Origin of the sequence: Halocatena pleomorpha (genome assembly GCF_003862495.1) — an archaeon.
In the GTDB taxonomy this organism is placed as follows: domain Archaea; phylum Halobacteriota; class Halobacteria; order Halobacteriales; family Haloarculaceae; genus Halocatena; species Halocatena pleomorpha.
Genome location: NZ_RRCH01000039.1, coordinates 20,840 through 37,232, shown reverse-complemented (window position 1 = coordinate 37,232; position 16,393 = coordinate 20,840). Strand labels below are relative to the sequence as shown.

17 protein-coding genes are annotated in these 16,393 nt (G+C 60.7%); 9 read left to right on the top strand and 8 right to left on the bottom strand.

Annotated features, from left to right (window positions below; all coding sequences use genetic code 11):
* Both EIK79_RS16230 and EIK79_RS18280 read right to left on the bottom strand, forming a co-directional pair.
* Positions 1 to 290, bottom strand: a 290-nt coding sequence (locus EIK79_RS16230; protein WP_148094158.1) for a hypothetical protein, incomplete at its 3' end; no start/stop codon positions are given.
* Positions 291 to 411: 121 nt separating this feature from the next.
* The gene (locus EIK79_RS18280; RefSeq protein WP_185715683.1) at positions 412 to 573 is read right to left on the bottom strand and encodes a hypothetical protein; all 162 of its coding nucleotides are present in this window, start codon (positions 571 to 573) and stop codon (positions 412 to 414) included.
* Between the two features lie 540 nt (positions 574 to 1,113).
* On the opposite strand from EIK79_RS18280, the gene EIK79_RS16225 reads away from it, so the two are divergent.
* A complete protein-coding gene (locus EIK79_RS16225) occupies positions 1,114 to 1,467 on the top strand; it encodes a DUF7473 family protein (protein ID WP_124956574.1) in 354 nt (117 codons plus the stop codon).
* 16 nt (positions 1,468 to 1,483) lie between these two features.
* Here the strand turns inward: EIK79_RS16225 and hisG are convergent, their stop codons facing one another.
* Complete coding sequence (hisG, locus tag EIK79_RS16220) at positions 1,484 to 2,329, bottom strand: ATP phosphoribosyltransferase (RefSeq protein ID WP_124956572.1); 846 nt, start codon at positions 2,327 to 2,329, stop codon at positions 1,484 to 1,486.
* 200 nt (positions 2,330 to 2,529) lie between these two features.
* On the opposite strand from hisG, the gene EIK79_RS16215 reads away from it, so the two are divergent.
* The 3 genes from EIK79_RS16215 to dinB all read left to right on the top strand — a co-directional run bounded on the left by EIK79_RS16215 (position 2,530) and on the right by dinB (position 6,174).
* Positions 2,530 to 3,819, top strand: coding sequence for an amidohydrolase (locus EIK79_RS16215; RefSeq protein ID WP_124956570.1), 1,290 nt, complete (start codon positions 2,530 to 2,532; stop codon positions 3,817 to 3,819).
* Positions 3,820 to 3,952: 133 nt separating this feature from the next.
* Positions 3,953 to 4,861, top strand: coding sequence for an oxidoreductase (locus tag EIK79_RS16210; protein ID WP_233738231.1), 909 nt, complete (start codon positions 3,953 to 3,955; stop codon positions 4,859 to 4,861).
* A gap of 71 nt (positions 4,862 to 4,932) precedes the next feature.
* On the top strand, positions 4,933 to 6,174 hold the full coding sequence (gene dinB, locus EIK79_RS16205) for a DNA polymerase IV (protein ID WP_124956566.1): 1,242 nt from the start codon (positions 4,933 to 4,935) through the stop codon (positions 6,172 to 6,174).
* Here dinB and EIK79_RS16200 read toward each other — a convergent pair whose 3' ends face one another.
* Entirely contained in the window at positions 6,175 to 6,618 is a 444-nt protein-coding gene (locus EIK79_RS16200; protein ID WP_221621777.1) for a hypothetical protein, read from the bottom strand. It abuts the gene before it with no gap.
* 384 nt (positions 6,619 to 7,002) lie between these two features.
* Here EIK79_RS16200 and EIK79_RS16195 point away from each other — a divergent pair, with 384 nt between their 5' ends.
* Positions 7,003 to 9,684, top strand: a complete 2,682-nt coding sequence (locus EIK79_RS16195) for an AAA domain-containing protein (protein WP_124956578.1) — start codon at positions 7,003 to 7,005, stop codon at positions 9,682 to 9,684.
* 1 nt (position 9,685) lies between these two features.
* Positions 9,686 to 9,865 carry a GrpB family protein gene (locus tag EIK79_RS16190; RefSeq protein ID WP_221621775.1) on the top strand — a complete coding sequence of 60 codons (180 nt, stop codon included), beginning with the start codon at positions 9,686 to 9,688 and terminating at the stop codon, positions 9,863 to 9,865.
* Position 9,866: 1 nt separating this feature from the next.
* On the opposite strand, the gene EIK79_RS16185 is transcribed toward EIK79_RS16190, so the two are convergent.
* Positions 9,867 to 10,265, bottom strand: a complete 399-nt coding sequence (locus EIK79_RS16185; RefSeq protein ID WP_124956560.1) for a YlbF family regulator — start codon at positions 10,263 to 10,265, stop codon at positions 9,867 to 9,869.
* A 119-nt stretch (positions 10,266 to 10,384) separates the two neighbouring features.
* On the opposite strand from EIK79_RS16185, the gene EIK79_RS16180 reads away from it, so the two are divergent.
* From EIK79_RS16180 to EIK79_RS16170, 3 genes are read left to right on the top strand one after another with little or no spacing between them, the layout of a single operon-like run.
* Complete coding sequence (locus EIK79_RS16180; protein WP_233738230.1) at positions 10,385 to 13,069, top strand: PEP/pyruvate-binding domain-containing protein; 2,685 nt, start codon at positions 10,385 to 10,387, stop codon at positions 13,067 to 13,069.
* 49 nt (positions 13,070 to 13,118) lie between these two features.
* Positions 13,119 to 14,165, top strand: coding sequence for a diphthamide biosynthesis enzyme Dph2 (gene dph2, locus EIK79_RS16175; RefSeq protein WP_124956556.1), 1,047 nt, complete (start codon positions 13,119 to 13,121; stop codon positions 14,163 to 14,165).
* 3 nt (positions 14,166 to 14,168) lie between these two features.
* Positions 14,169 to 14,780: an METTL5 family protein gene (locus EIK79_RS16170; RefSeq protein WP_124956554.1), complete on the top strand. Its 612-nt coding sequence runs from the start codon at positions 14,169 to 14,171 to the stop codon at positions 14,778 to 14,780.
* Between the two features lie 177 nt (positions 14,781 to 14,957).
* On the opposite strand, the gene EIK79_RS16165 is transcribed toward EIK79_RS16170, so the two are convergent.
* The 3 genes from EIK79_RS16165 to EIK79_RS18275 form a co-directional block, all read right to left on the bottom strand.
* Positions 14,958 to 15,254 (bottom strand): class I SAM-dependent methyltransferase, encoded by a 297-nt coding sequence (locus EIK79_RS16165; RefSeq protein WP_124956552.1) that lies wholly within the window; start codon positions 15,252 to 15,254, stop codon positions 14,958 to 14,960.
* Between the two features lie 101 nt (positions 15,255 to 15,355).
* Positions 15,356 to 15,760 carry a HEPN domain-containing protein gene (locus EIK79_RS16160; RefSeq protein ID WP_185715682.1) on the bottom strand — a complete coding sequence of 135 codons (405 nt, stop codon included), beginning with the start codon at positions 15,758 to 15,760 and terminating at the stop codon, positions 15,356 to 15,358.
* On the bottom strand, positions 15,753 to 16,307 hold the full coding sequence (locus EIK79_RS18275) for a nucleotidyltransferase domain-containing protein (protein ID WP_221621774.1): 555 nt from the start codon (positions 16,305 to 16,307) through the stop codon (positions 15,753 to 15,755). The genes EIK79_RS16160 and EIK79_RS18275 overlap by 8 nt, the downstream gene beginning before the upstream one ends.
* Between the last annotated feature and the right edge of the window lie 86 nt (positions 16,308 to 16,393).

The window sequence follows — 16,393 nt, the reverse complement described above, 5'->3', positions numbered from 1 at the left end:
ACGACACGAGCCACGTCGGGGTAACAGGCCCGCAGTCCATCAAGATCACCGCGCTGGCGATAGTGGCAGTACTCCGCCAGCGTGGCGACCAGTGCAGCTGGGGCACTCATCGCCTCGGGCTGTTCGGTCACCTCCGCTGGATCCTGATCATCCTCGGGGGCGTACACTGACTGGACGACGGTGCCGTCGCGCTGTTCGTGGTATCGCACCCGGCCGCCGTTCTCGAACCAGCCCGTAACGACCATTTCGCCCGTCGCTGCATACCGCGTGATGTTCGCAATGCCGGGCAAGTCGTCGTAGTTCAGTTGTGACCGGCCAAGCCCAGCGGTTGCTAAGATCTCCTCGATCTGCGTGGCGTGGGCGCAGCCTGTACTCCGGCACGGCTTGCATCACCAGAATCGAAGATTCTGGTTAGCAGCCAGAAGCCGAAGGCTTCTGGCGACACCACGTTCCTGTCCCCACGTCCATCACGTAGTACAGCTCAGCCTTCGAGATCGTCGATCGATCGTCGAGGGTCGAGATGTTCACCGACTCACCCAGCCGATCCCAGAACTGAAACACTGGCAATGTCATCGGCGGCCCTCCAGTAATGGACATCCCACCCGATGCGCGTACTGCGACCGAATCGGACGGCCGCATTTCCGACAGCGCGCACGCTGCTCACATTTCTGATACGATTCGACACCGTTACATGTCTCTGTTGCGTTCCCAATCATGGGTTCTAGCGATCATGAGAACCCCAGCGTCGGGTGGTGCTAGCACCCGGCGCGCTCAACATGAACGCGCATGCGTTGTCGCCATGCTGGCGTTCTCGTTTATCGTTGCCTTCGCCATCACATATAAAGGTACTGATGTAATGAGTAATGTCGTGTCATACTAACAACTCGTAACTGCTCCGTACTCGACACAGTGCTGTCGACGGTGACTCTGTTCGGCAGCAGTACTGATAGTATTACAGAATTATTTCTCACCCATCATTTCGAGTGGTGCAGTAATGTGAGGTTACTTCGCACGAACGACGCGAAGGCGAGCCAGCAAGACCTTTGTTCTCGCGCGGCGGATTTGGTGCCAGAGCGGTGAGCGTCGCTCGCCAGAACGTAAAAAGGTGGTTCAGTGTTACAGATCGATCCAATCAGCAGCGGACTGTTCGCGTACGTCGTGACGTTTCTGGCCGCGTGGGTGTTCTATGCGGTCACGTTACACCTCGCGGCGCTGTACGTCGTTGGCGACACGCCCCACCAACGCGCCGCCCTCGCTGGAGTAGCCCCAGCAGTCGTTTCGTTATCGATCCAACCGTTCAGTCCGCTCGCGGCCGTCGTGCTCGCGCTTGCCAGCGACGCGGCCGCGATCTACGTGGTGTACAAACTCCGTAAACGAGGAACAGCACTGCTCGCGCTCGCTCACTACACCGTCGCCATCATTTTCGGCGTCGCGCTGTTCAACATTATCACCCTGCTTTCGGCGTGAGTGTCAACCATCGAAGTCACTCCACGAGCCGCTCGATTTCGGTCACGAGAATGTCGTACGCGCCGTGATCGCGCAGTTGAGCGATGGTTTCGAACACTTCGGTTTCATCGACGACAGCATGAACCGCGAGCGCGTCCTCACCAGCGATATCCATCACCGTTGGGCCACCCATGCCGGGAATGACGCTCCGAACGTCTTCGAGTTGCTCCCGGTGAACGTTCATCATCAGATAGCGCTTGTCAGCGGCCGTGAGCACCGATTGAAGCGCCGTTTTGATCTGTTTGACTTTCGGGTCGTCGGCCGTCTCTGGACGGGCGAACAGTCGCACTGAGCTGTCGAGGACTTCCTCAACGACTGCGAGGCGGTTCATGCGCAGCGTCGTTCCGGTGCTCGTGATATCGATGATCGCGTCCGCGATGTCAACGTGTGGAGTCAGCTCCGTCGCCCCGGAGACTTCCGCGACGGACGGAGACACGTCTTCATCCGCGAAAAACTCCCGTGCGATCGCTGGGAACTCGGTGGCGACCGTGCCGCCGGCGAGATCCGACACCTGTTCGACCGGACCGTCTTCGGGAGCCGCCAACACCAATTGACACTGGCCAAACTCCAGATCGAGCAGGTCTACGAGTTCCGTCTCGGACTCTTTTGCCTGATCGTATCCGGTAACGCCGATCTCGGCCGCACCGTCAGCGACGTACGCAGGGATGTCGGCCGCACGCGCGAACAAGACAGTCACATCGGGATCGACGGTGTTCGCGTACAGCTTCCGGTCCGCGCCGTCGAGGAGATGGAGCCCAGCCCGCTCTAACAGATCAGTCGTCGGCTGGTGCAAGCGTCCCTTGTTGGGCACGGCAATACGCATTATCGACCGTTCACGCCCCACGAAACAATTGCTTTCGCATTGCGGTGACGATCTATCAGTTCCCAACGGTATTATAGAAAATAACCAGACATGTCACACGGCGATGCCGACACCTGCGGTTGTGAGACACACAGGCAGAGTCCGCTTCCGAATCGAACGAACTCGATGGATTGACACCGTTTCGGGAGGAATTGACAGTAATGACGACGCTGGGTATCACGAACGGTTCCGTTCTACAGCCGGATCTCTCCATCTCGAAATCGGACGTGCTCGTCGATCAGTCCTCGGGTGAAATCATCGATGTCGACCCGGAGATCGGCATGAGCGGCGAGCAACAGTTAGACGCGACCGATTCGCTCATCATTCCCGGTCTGATCAACGCTCACACGCACGTTGCGATGACGCTGCTCCGGGGGTACGCGGACGACAAGCCGCTCGAAACGTGGCTCCGGGAGGACATCTGGCCGGCCGAAGCCGAACTCACACCAGAAGACGCCCGGGCGGGCGCACGGCTTGGCATGGCGGAGATGATCCGATCAGGGACGACCGGATTCGCGGATATGTACTTTCACGTGCCTGCCATCGGTGACGCCGTCGAATCAGCAGGGCTTCGCGCTCGGCTCGGTCACGGAATCGTCACCGCCGGAAAAACCGACGCGGAGATCGAGAGCGAGGTCGAGGAAGGACTCCGAATCGCGCGCGAGCTCGGTAGTGAACGGGTCTCGACAGCGGTCATGCCACACAGCCTTACCACCGTTACAGAGGACGTTCTCACCAGCGTGGCCGAGCGCGCCCGAGAGATGGCTGTCCCGGTTCACAGCCACGTGAGCGAAACCACAGCGGAAGTCACACCGATCCGTGAGGAACGCGGCGTGCGTCCGGTCGAGTATGCGCGCTCGTGTGGCTTGCTCCAATCAGAGGATTTCATCGCCCACGCGGTCCACGTCGATTCGGCGGAGATAGCCCGACTCGCAGACACCGGCACGGGCGTCGTGCACTGCCCGGCCTCGAACATGAAGTTGGCAAGCGGGATGGCCCCGGTGCAGGCGATGCTCGACGCGGGCGTCACGGTCGGACTCGGCACCGATGGCGTGGCCTCGAACAACGATCTCGACATGTTCGACGAGATGCGCGACGCCGCCATGATCGGGAAGCTCGCTGCCGACGACGCCAGCGCCTTGGCTGCACCGGACGTCGTTCGGATGGCGACGCAGGGAAGCGCCGACTGCGTCGGCTTCGAAAGCGGTCGCATCGAGTCCGGCGCGCCCGCTGACCTCGCCGTGCTCTCGCTCGATGCGCCCCATCTCACGCCGGCACACGATCTCGTGAGCCACCTCGCGTACGCCGCCACCGGTTCGGACGTGCGCCACACCGTCTGTGACGGACAGATCCTGATGCGCGAGCGCGAGCTACTCACCATCGACGAGGCGAGAGTCCGCGAGGAAGTCACGGAACGGGCCGAGGATCTCGTCAGCAGAGCGGAGGCGTAAGGAAAATCATACTCACAGAGGGAACCGCCGAAGCGGCACAGATCGACGTGATACCACCAATCTGTCGGTACACTTCTGTAGCAGAAACCCGCTATCAACACACGTGACACCTTCGGGATGGACGGCAACAGAGATGGAATCGTTGGACGGGAAAACGATCATCGTCACGGGAGCCAACAGCGGGCTGGGGTACGAAGCCACGAAGGCGTTCGTCGCTCACGGTGCCGACGTGGTGCTGGCGTGTCGGAGCGTCGAACGGGGAGAAGCGGCAGCGACCCGGATCCGCGAGAGCGGGGTCGACGGCTCTGCGACGGTGATGGCATTGGATCTAGCGGACCTCGACTCGATTCAGGAATTCGTGCGATCGTTCACGACGGACCACGACGAGCTCGATATCCTGTGTAACAACGCGGGCGTGATGGCGATCCCCCGGAGCGAGACGGCAGACGGCTTCGAAACGCAGTTCGGGGTGAACCATCTCGGGCACTTCGCACTCACAGGACAGTTGCTCGAAACGCTGCTTGAAACGGAGGGCGAGACGCGCATCGTGACCCAGAGCAGCGCGGTTCACGAACAGGGGCGGATCGATTTCGAGGATCTTCACCACGAGAAGGACTACGACAGATGGGCGGCCTACGGCCAGAGCAAACTGGCAAATCTCCTGTTCGCCTACGAGTTACAGCGACGCCTCGATCATGCCGATATCGGAGATCTCGTGAGCGTCGCCTGTCATCCGGGCTACGCGGCAACGAACCTTCAGAAACGCGGGCCTGAGCAGTCCGGATCGACGCTGCGACTGTGGCTGATGAAGGCGGCGAACGCCCTCATCGCTCAGGATCCAGAACAGGGCGCGCTGCCGATGTTGTACGCCGCGACGGAGGCAGCCGTACCGGGAGGCACGTACGTCGGTCCCGGCGGCGTTGGAAACATGCGTGGCTACCCAGAGCCACAACGCTCCAGCGATCGATCGTACGATGAGGCGACCGCTGAGCGGCTGTGGTCGGTGTCAGAGGAACTGACCGGCGTGACCTACGATCTCTAACGGCTCGGAGCGTTCGGAGCGAGCAATCCCGCCATAAACAGCTACAAATCGCTCCCATCCGTAACCGTCGTATGAACGATAGAAGCCTTCCGGGAGTGACCTCGGAAGAGCGGATCGTTCTACACGTCGACATGGACTGTTTCTATGCGTCCTGTGAACGTCGCCGCGAGTCAGCACTCGAAGAGAAACCGGTGGTAGTCGGGATGGGGTACGAGGCTGGCGAAACCCACGGCGCGGTAGCGACGGCGAGCTACGAGGCGCGCGAGCACGGCGTTGAGAGCGCACAGGCCATTTCCCAAGCACTAACACGCCTCCCTCGTGCTGTAGACGCCGATGAGCAGGAGGAGGCTGTCGGCCACTACCGCCCGGTAGACATGGCCTACTACGAATCAGTGAGTGAGGAGGTGAAGGCGGTGTTACACGAAGTCGCTGACACCGTGCGGGAGGTCAGCATCGACGAGGCGTACGTGGACGTGAGCGATCGGTTGGGGTGGGAGGGTGCGCCAGTGTTCGCCCGAAACCTCAAAGCGCGGATTCACGAGACGGCCGGCGTGCCAGCGAGTATCGGCGTCGCGCCGAACATGAGCACTGCGAAAATAGCAAGCGACCACGACAAACCCGACGGATTGGTCGTTGTGACGCCTGACGAAATTCGGTCGTTTCTGGCACCACTGGACACCAAGCGACTGCACGGCGTCGGTCCCGTCACTGCTCGTGAGTTGCGGTCGATGGGGATCGAAACGGTGGGAGAGCTGGCTCAAACCGATCGGAGCCGCCTCGTTGATCGATTCGGTGCCCGTGGCGGGGAAATTTACGATTACGCACGCGGGCATGACGACCGCGACGTCGAACCGGTCGGGGATCCAAAGAGCCTCTCGAACGAGTCGGCGTTCACCGAACCGACCGAGGACTCCGATCGCGTCCGTGACCGACTCCGCAGGCTGGTCGAACAAGTGACGACCCGCACGGCCCGGCGCAACGCACTGTACAAAACGATCGGCATCAAAGTCGTGACGCCACCGTTCGATGTGCACACGCGGTCACACACCCTGTCCGGCCCGGTCAACGATCCGGCGCTCGTCGAACGCATCGTACTCGATCTGATCGAGGAGTTCGACGGACGATCGGTCCGGAAACTCGGCGTCCGCGTCTCGAACCTCTCGTTCGTTGAAACCGATCAAGCCAGCCTCAACGATTGGGAGCGGCCGACCACCGAATCGAACGGCACCGACGGTGCCCCCGTGAAGCCGGACGGCGGCTCCGCCACCGAAAACGAGTGTACCCGTCAAACGTCGGTGTTCGAGTTCACCTGACTACTTTTTATTACGGAACACTGTCGTCCGGAACCGGTTGATTTTATGTGAGAGCGATCGCTCATACGACACCAACATCGCGTCGTCTGGTGCCTTGTAATAGGCGATGAGACTCCACACACAAAGTCCGGCGGCCGCACCGACCGCTGAACCCACCAGATCGAGCGTGTAGTACGCAAAGCCTTGTCCCGAGAGGACAACCAACGTGGGAACACTCGTCGTGTGTGGAACGAGCGCGTTCTCATCGATCAGCGTGGGAATGAGGCTGGCGATCGCAACGATGCTCCCGGCGAGGATGACGATGTCTTGCCACATGGTTTTAATTAAGGGTGAAAGCGCCGATGGCTTCGAAGTGAAGGGTGCCCTGAACGGGCTTGTTCCAACATAGGAACTCGGACCGTAGTAAATGTTATCCTTCGTTGTCAACTGGGGTTGTGATGTCATATCACGAACATAGTTTGTGGATAATCATGATGTAGTACCGGTGGTAAATGAGATCCGGACTACTTCTGGTGGTTCTAGGGTGTGCTGACGGCCAGCAGAGAACCTATCGTTCGAACTATCTTGATGATAGATTGTGAGTAACACGAGAGTTCAGTCTCGCCAGATACATCTGGTAATAGAAAGCAATAGAAATTCATGTTTACGTTATGTCAGACTTCTTTTGATTGGTGTCGGCCGAAGGGATCCCGCCGGAACAGTTGTCGGGAGTCGGTGAGGGGAAGCTTGTTCGTGTTCCTCCGCAGTCCATCGATGAAGGGAACCATTACCAAGGGGATCGATTCGGAGACCGACACTCTCATTTCGTGCGGCCGTTCCGTGTGGGATGTGGAACTTCGGGGTCCTGTCGTGGCTGTTGAGGAGCCAAGAACGGTGAGCACACGCAACGGCTCTCGGGACGTTGCGGAGGTCACGATGCGTCCGGGACGGGGCGAGGAGCCGCCAGTAACGGTGTCTTTGTGGGGATCTTGGGCCGAAACGGCCGAGTCGCTGGTAACAGGAATGACGGTCCTCGTGACCGAGCCGAGCCAAGAGGAGTTTCGGGGTGAAACCCGATACGCGACCACAGCAGAATCGTACGTCGTTATTGAGCCGGAATTCATGGTCAACGTGACCGATATCCGCGAGTGGGTGCAGTGTTCCCGGCAGTATTATCTAAGCAAGTTCACGGGCGCGTCCCTGTCCTACCCGTTGGTGAAGGGATCACTGGTACACGAGGTGTTCGGTGATCTGCTCAGAGGCCGCGATCTCGAAACATCGGTCGAGGAGCGGGTCGCAGACGCCGGATTGAAGCTGGGGCTGCTCGATCGGGATCGGACAGCAGTCGTTGAAGACGTTCGATCGAACGCACAGGCCATCGAGAGATGGCTCCAACAGGGAACGCTCACCGAAGACGACGAGTGGCGCTCGGAGCTGACGCTGATCAGCGAGACGTTCGGGATCAAAGGTCGAGCAGACGCTGTCAGACGTGGCGGTCCCGTCGAGCTCAAGACCGGAAAGAACACCGACGCCGAACCTCGGTTCAAGGACAAAGTGCAGGCGACTTGTTATGCGCTGTTGCTCGGTGAGCACGGGCAGACACCGGAAACAGGAACACTGCTGTACACGAAAAACGCCGTGCTCGATCGAACCGAGGAGACCGGTGATCTCTCCCCGGCCAAGGAGTTCTCGATCAGTTCGGGGCTGTTGCAGTTCGTCGTCCGCGCGCGGAATGAACTCGTCGCCATGGAGTTCGACAGCTCGGTCCCGACGGGATATGAGAGCAATGCGATCTGTGAGTACTGCTTCGAGCAGGACACGTGTATGGTCGTCTCCGGGCGACTCGATCAGGAGTCGAAAGCGGGTGCGGTCGGTACGGCGCTCCCAGCAGCAGAACGTGAGTATTTCGACCGGCTCTACCGCGCGGCTGAAGCCGAGCGCCGGGAGATTCACCGCGAGTACGCGAAGCTGTGGACCCAATCCGCGGCCGAGCGCGCGGCCGATGATAAGGCGCTTCTCGATCTCCAGCCACAGGAACGGAGCCAGAGAGCCAATGGAACGTGGGAACTCCGAGCAGAGAACGACGACACGACCGCGGTGTCGAAGATCCGCGAGGGGGAGACGGTGCTCGCTAGCGACGGCCATCCGACACGGGGGGACACCGAACTCGCGCGGGTTGTTCGACTCCGAACAAGCACGGACGGAACGACGGAAATCGTCGTTCACGCCGACGAACCGATCGAACTCCGTCGGCTCGACGTGTATCCCTCCGATTACGGCATCAATGGGCTGCTGACGGCGGTGCACGACAGCGTGCTGAAAGGCGCACAACGCCGTCGTGATCTCCTGTTCGGTCGGCGCGATCCGACCTTCGGAGAGACAGACGCCACGTTCATCGATAACAACGCCGCGCAGAATCGTGCCGTCGAGCTTGCGGTGACCGCTGAGGACTGCGCACTCATCCATGGACCGCCCGGAACGGGAAAGACCTACACGTTGGCACAAACGGTACGCGCGCTGTGTGAGCGCGGCGAACGAGTGTTGCTGTCGGCGTTCACGAACCGGGCCGTCGACAACGCGCTCGAACAGCTCCGCGAACAGGGTTTTACGGACTTCGTCCGGATCGGCACCGAGCACGGCGTCAGCGACTCGATGCAGGACGCTCGGCTCGACTACCGGGGCGATCCCGAGGAACGAGCCGCGACGCTCCGGAACGCGCCCGTCGTGGCCGGGACCGCTGCCACGTGTGGGTCGCCGGTACTGAAAGAATGTGCGTTCGATGTGGCGATCGTCGATGAGGCCGGTCAGCTCACCGAACCGGACACGCTTGCGGCCATCAACCTCGCGGATCGGTTCGTGCTCGTCGGTGACCACGAACAGCTCCCGCCGGTCGTCAGAGACGACGACTCGGCGCTACAAACGTCGTTGTTCGAGCGGCTCATCGACCGGTACCCCGACGCAGCGGTGACGCTCGACAAGCAGTACCGGATGGCCCAGCGCATCCAATATTTCTCCTCACAGACGTTTTATGACGGCCAACTCCGTCCAGCGTCGCCGGCAGTTGCGGGCCAACAGCTCAGCGAACTGCCCACCGTCTCCCACGAGGCGCTTCCATCCGCGCTACAGGATGCGGTGGCGTTCGTCGATCCCGACGGCACGGCGACAGGAAACGTCAACCGGACGGAGGCCGAGCGCGTCGCTGAGATCGTCGACGCCTACCGATCGGCGGGCGTCCCTGCGGACGATATCGGTGTCATCGCCCCGTTCCGCGCACAAGTGGCGGAAATCACGCGACGCGTGTCACCTGATATCACTGTCGACACGGTTGACCGATTCCAGGGCTCCGATCGGTCAGTGATCATCGTCTCCTTCGTCGCCACCGGAACGCTCGACAGCCCCATCTTCGAGGACCGCAGGCGCGTGAACGTGGCGCTCACGCGGGCGAAAAAGGCCCTCTGCCTCGTGGGTGATGAGCGCGCCCTCCGGAGCGATCCGTTCTACGAACGAATGTTGGAATGGGCGCAATCGTGATGTGCTCCGAACGCACCCGGAACTCCGCGAAGAGTACGAACGGTTAAAACGAGAACTCACGGAGCAACACGACGATCTGACGGCGTACTCCCGTGGAAAGACGCGGTTCATCAGACGGGTCCTCGACGCCGCTCGTCAGACCGACGACCCGCTGTACGCGTTCGCCGTGCCGTCGGTGTGAATCAGTCCTGACAGCAGCCGCCGGCTTTCTCACCGAAATCGACCGACAGCGGCGCAGAAATCATCTCGTTGAGTTCCTGCAGTTCGAGTTCTAACTCCGACTGCAGTTCAAGGAAGTCGCTCATCACCGGCACGTCATGGAGTTCCTCTTGGGCGGCCTGTAGCTCCCGGAGATCCTCGTTGGTGGCGTTGCCAGTTTGACGTGCGAGCATGAACTCCTCGCGCAACTGTTCGAACCGTTGGACCTTCTGTTGGGCCTCCTCGCTCGCTTCGACGCGCTCCTTGGCCTCAAGGAATTCCTGGTACGTCGGAAGCTGCGTGATCGCTTCCCCGAGGTCGCTCGCCAACTCGGTTACCGTCGCCTGCGGTATCTCGGCGTCAGCTGTCGTCTCGGTGCTCATACCCGCAATTGGTGATCGAGCGGTTTATACTGACCGACAAGACTGGACGACACGCACCGAAGCCGAGATTCGTATTATTTATACGAAATATTCAATTGTATGTTTGTCGTACACACTATGTGAAAAAACCGCACGTCGTTTCGTTGTCGGCTGCCGACGACGGGACAGCCGACCGGGCGCTCCTCGGTGGAAAGGGCGCTGCATTGACTCGTCTCGTGGACGCCGGGCTGTCGGTTCCGGCGGGGTTCTGTGTGACAACCGTCGCCTACCGCGAGTTGCTCGATGAGGAAACGCGGACGATGATCCGAGAGCTTTCAGCGATCGATCCGACGGACACCGAGGCGATCGAGACGGCGGGGGCTGGCCTCCGCGCCCGGCTCCGAAATCGGGCGTTTCGGGTCTCCACTCGGGACGCGATTACGGACGCACTTTCCGACGTGAGCGGCGAACGGTACGCCGTCCGTTCGAGCGCGACGGCCGAAGACCATCCGACGACATCGTTTGCGGGCCAGCACGAAACGTTTCTCAACGTCCCTAGCGACGCTGTTATCGATCGCGTGCGTGACTGCATGGCGAGTTTGTTCACCGATCGCGCGATCGTTTACCGGGCGACTAACGACGTGTCTCACGCGCAGGCGTCGATCGCGGTCGTCGTCCAGCGAATGATCAACGCCAACGTGTCGGGCGTCCTGTTCACCGCTGATCCGATCACGGGCAACCGCCACACCGCGTCGATCGAAGCAAGCTTCGGTCTCGGAGCGGGGTTGGTGTCGGGGGATGTGACAGGGGATACCGTTTGCGTCGACAAGCGAACCGGAGAAATCCATGAATACGATATCAACGAGCAACGGCGTGAAACGCGATCACAGCCGGACAGCGGCACCGAGGCGGTCGAACGCCCCGCCACAGAACACACCGCCCGCGCGCTCACGGAACGACAGGCCCACACGCTCACTGAATTGGGAACGGAGATCGAGGGGCTGTTCGGTCGGCCACAGGACATCGAATGGTGTCTCGCAGACGGTGACGTGTCCATCGTCCAGTCCCGCCCGATCACGTCGCTCTTTCCTGTTCCCGAGCCGGAGCCTGCTGACGACCGACTGCACGCCTACATCAGCGTGGGCCACGGGCAGGCGTTCGCCGAAACGATGCCGCCGCTCGTGTGTGATCTCTGGAAAGCGTACACTCAGAGATCGATGTCACTGTTCGGTCTCAGTCCCACAACCCAGTGGGTAGCCGAGGCTGGCGGCCGTATCTACGTGGACATCACGAAACCGTTGACCATCGGTCCGCTCCGGCGACGGCTTCCGGCGATAATGAGCAGTGTGAGCGGCTCGGTGGGAGCTGCGCTCGATGAGCTGCTGGCTCGCCGTAGCGGGGCGTTCCGCGACGACCAGACAGTGCGCTCAGTGCTCGCATCAGTACCACAGATCGTGAACGCGGTCTTGACGGGTGCGAGAGCGGGATTCCCGCTACTTCGAATGATGACCGACGGCTTCGTTGGGGCGTTCGTCGGTGCGCCGGTTCCGCCTGACGAGGAAGCGGCGAAATGGAACGCGTGGGGCAAACAGATTGCCGCGCGAATGCGCGACCCCGATACACCCGCAGGGCGTGCCCGCGCTGCGTTCAACGTCTGGGAGTCGATCACCGACTTCCCGCCAGTCGGGCCGTTGTACGCCGCGTTTGCGGTGGACGTCTGGTTGCGGCGGTGGGCAGACAACGAGCCGAGCGTTGCGGACGACGTAACCGCTGTCGGACGAGGGTTCCCGGAAGAGCTCGTGACTCGCATCAACCTCGGATTGGGCGATCTCGCAGACGTGGCCCGTGACCATCCAGAAGTCGCTGCGGCGCTCAGGGCGGATGAATCACTCAGTGAGATCGAGTCGTCTGCAGGCGGCAAAGCGTTCGTAGACGCGCTAGAGGAGTATCTCGCCGTGTTCGGCCACCGGGCGACCGGAGAGATGGATGTCAGCCGACCACGGTGGCGTGACGACCCATCTGGGCTACTCGCAGCAGTTCGTGCAAACCTCGAACACAGTGAGCCGGGCAGCCACCGCGAACACGTCCATCAGATGGAACGGGCGGCTCACACGGCAGTGCGGCGGCTCGAAGCACACGCCAACCACGGCGTGTTCGGTCCAGTTCGGAAGCGCGTTGTCCACCAACTCCTCCGGACGTATCGGGGCTACATCCGGACGCGAGAGTATCCAAAACACGGCGTCGCTCGCATGTTCGCTGCGTGGCACGAGATATTCCGTGATACTGGTGAGGCGCTCGCAGCCGACGGGCAGTTAGACCGTGCTACGGACGTGTGGTTTCTTCGCAAAGGCGAACTGTTCGCTGCGCTGGACGGTGATTCGATCGACGTGGATATCGACGCCCGCCGAGCAGAGTTCAAGCGCCACGCCGAGATGGACGCGCCGCCGGTACTGACGAGCGAGGGCGACGCTCCCAGCGCACGGATCGATCGGACGGCTGTTCCCGACGACGCACTGGTCGGCACCGGCGTCTCTGCGGGCAGCGTAGACGGGATCGCTCGCGTGGTTCACGATCCCACGACGGAAACGGTCAAATCCGGTGAGATCCTCATCGCTCCCTCTGCGGATCCCGGTTGGACGCCGCTGTTTTTGAACGCTGCCGGTATGGTTGTCGAAGTGGGAGGACGGATGAGCCACGGCGCGCTCGTCGCCCGCGAATACGGGCTTCCAGCGGTCGTGTCGGTCCCGAACGCCACACACCGGATCGAAACCGGCCAACGGGTTCGTGTCGACGGCGCAGACGGAACTGTCGAGATACTCGACTGAACCGGTCGCAACCACACGGGTTATCCGCTCCGATCCACTGAAATGGATAATGAGCCACGGATCGACAGGATCGGAACCCTCCGAGGGTGATCTCCGAAAAACGGGGTTAGCGCTCAAACACGACCGTGAGTGGGATTACGAACTCGATCGGATCGTTTCGGCAGTCAACGAGCGAGACGCTTCGACGGTCGGATTACAGTTTCCGGAAGGGCTGAAACGGCGCGGCCCAGCGGTTGCTGACGATTTGCGCTCCCTTCTCGGTGACGACGTTCACGTGATGATCTCGGGCCAGCCCTGTTACGGTGCGTGCGATCTGGATACGTACCTCATGCGTCGGACGGATGTGTTCGTCCACTTCGGTCACTCACCGATGAAAGAGTCGGAGAAGATCATCTACGTGCCGTTGTTCTCGAACGTCGATGTCACGCCCATCATGGAAGAAACAATCGACGAACTGCCCGAAGAAGACGTAGGGCTGGTCACGACCGCGCAACACATGAACCGATTCGAAGAGATGCGGTCGTGGCTCGAAGAACGCGACTACACGGTACACACCCGTCGTGGTGACGAACGGCTCACCCACGAGGGGCAGGTGCTCGGTTGTAACTACGCGAGCGCCGACATCGACGCGGACCAGATCCTCTACGTCGGCGGCGGAAAATTCCATCCGCTCGGGCTGGCGATGGAGCATCCCGACAAGCGGGTCGTGATCGCTGATCCGGTGAACAACGTAGTCACCGTCGCTGACACCGAGAAGTTCATGAAACAGCGCTATGGCGCGGTCCACCGCGCGATGGACGCTGACAGGTGGGGCGTGGTCTTCTGTACGAAGATCGGTCAAGGTCGGTGGGAAGTCGCCACCGACATCGTCGAGAACAACGACGACGCGTATCTCATCACGATGGACGAGGTAACGCCCGACCGGTTGCGAAACTTCGATTTCGACGCGTTCGTGAACACGGGCTGTCCGCGCATCACGACCGACGACGGCCCACAGTTCCACAAACCGATGCTCACGCCCGGCGAGTACGAAATCGCTGTTGGGAACGAGCCGCTCGAATCGCTGTCCTTCGATACGTTCCACGGCACGTGGTGATCCATGCGCCGGGGGGCGCTTGAACGCGCGTTATCGGTGGTCGCTGACTTCACGGAGCCGTCCGTCCAACTCGAACAGTACCCGACACCGGCCGACATCGCAGCCCACCTTATCCATCTCGCCGGCGTGCAGGGTGATCTCGACCGGACCATCGTGGATCTCGGCACCGGAACGGGGATGCTCGCACTCGGCGCAGCGCTGTGTGGCGCGCCCCGAGTGATTGGGATCGACCGCGATCGGTGCGCGCTCACACGTGCCCGCGAGAACACACGACGCGTGACCCCATCGACGCACCCCGAATGGGTGTGTGCGGACGCGACAACCCTCCCCCTCACCGTCGAGCACGCGACCGTGGTGATGAATCCACCCTTTGGCGCACAGCGCGGGAACGAACACGCAGACCGGGCATTCCTCGAAACGACGGCTGACATCGCGGCGGTCTCCTATTCGCTTCACAACGCGGGCAGCCGCTCGTTCGTCGAGGCGTTCGCAGACGACCACGGCGGAACGGTCACCCACGCCTTCGCCGTCGATCTGGAACTGCCACGCCAGTTCGACTTTCACACCGACCAGCGCCGGACGATCGACGCCGAAGCCTACCGAGTTGAGTGGTGAGAACGAACCGACCTTACTCGGCTATAACACCATTTTCAGCGGCTGTATGGACGATATCCGTTGTGGACCGTGAACGGCGGACGAATTCCTCTGGGGTGAGGGGAATGATTGCTCCGAACCGTCTTCAACGAAGCGATAGCGGGTGCCGATCTCGATCTTCTCGCGTGCAAGTTGGCGCTAGGTCTCGCTCAGATCCACGAGGGTGACCGTGTATCCTCTCCGGGCGAGCCAGATGCTGTACCGGCCAGCGCCCCCACCAACATCGAGGACGTGCGGCGAGTGGTGGGGATCGCTGGGCGGGAGATGGGTGTCGAGTTGGTCGACGGTGCCCTCCCACTCCAGCCGGTGGAAAAAGTCCCGGTCGAGGCGCTCCCACTCCAGCCGGTGGAAAAAGTCCCGGTCGAGGCGCTCCCACTCCTGTTCACCGTACTCGTCGTAGTACGTTTCGGGATCGGTCCGGTTGGGGTGTACCATGTATGAAAAAATTTTCTTTATGTTGATAATTTCCGGTGCAGCAATCGATGACTCTGACCTCTATTGTCATATCACACAGTTCACCGAAGACGATTGAATTGTCATTCTTCACCAGTGTCCGCATCAGCACCGAGCAACGCGGCCATGTCGTCGATGAACACCTCTGTGCGGACGTAGAGTGCTTCGACATTCGCCGTGGGGGGTGGTTTGTAATCTGCCTCTGTCCGGAGATCGTACATTTCGTTGAAAAACGAACCAGCAGCCTCACTCGCATCGCCAGGAACCACAACTTCCTGGCCGAACCACCGGATCGCAGTCCCGTGTGTTTGCGGGTCGAAGCCACGATCGTACAAGACGGCTTGTGCCGCGTGGAAACAGGCGTAGTAGAGACGGCTGATCGCTCCTCGATCTCCGCCCTGCTTTCGCAACACATCAGCTTCGTTGAGGGCGTCGTATGCCAACTCCAATTCGATCACTGGATCGGGCGGTGACGGCGAATCAGGCATACACACGTCCATCCTGACGCATTGCGGTGAGATAGGAGCTATCCTTCTGGGCGTCGTACTCGTCTTCTGTCATTATCTGTTTCGAAATCACCACATCATACTCGATCATGACATCGAACCCGATGCTTGAGGCACGGTCGCGGACACGCTCGCGTACCGACTCGTTCTCGATGACGACCAGCACATCCACATCCGAGTCCTCGCGTGCCTCACCGCGTGCGACACTTCCATAGAGGATGACCCGTTCAACGGCGTCATTGCACTCTTCTGTGAGGCGGTCAGCAAACGACTCGAACGCCTGCTCGTGGATCGCGCCGTGTCGAATGAACCAGATGACGGCGCGCGCACCGACCTGTTTACGGATGACTGTTGGGTCGCTCTCGTTCAATTCGTTTAACTTATCGAGGGCAGTTCGATTCGAGATATCGAGTCTCTCTGCTATCTCTGTCGCCGTCAGTGGTTCGTGTGCAGTTTTGAGCACCTGTAATACGTCACCAGTGGTGGTGTTTTCAACATACGTACCATCGGGACCACGGCTCTTGGGCATACGCATCCTACGCACGCGCCCCAATTAGCCATTGCGCTCGTATGAGACCGTAACAAGACAGAAAATCAGGTCGAAGCGATCATCAC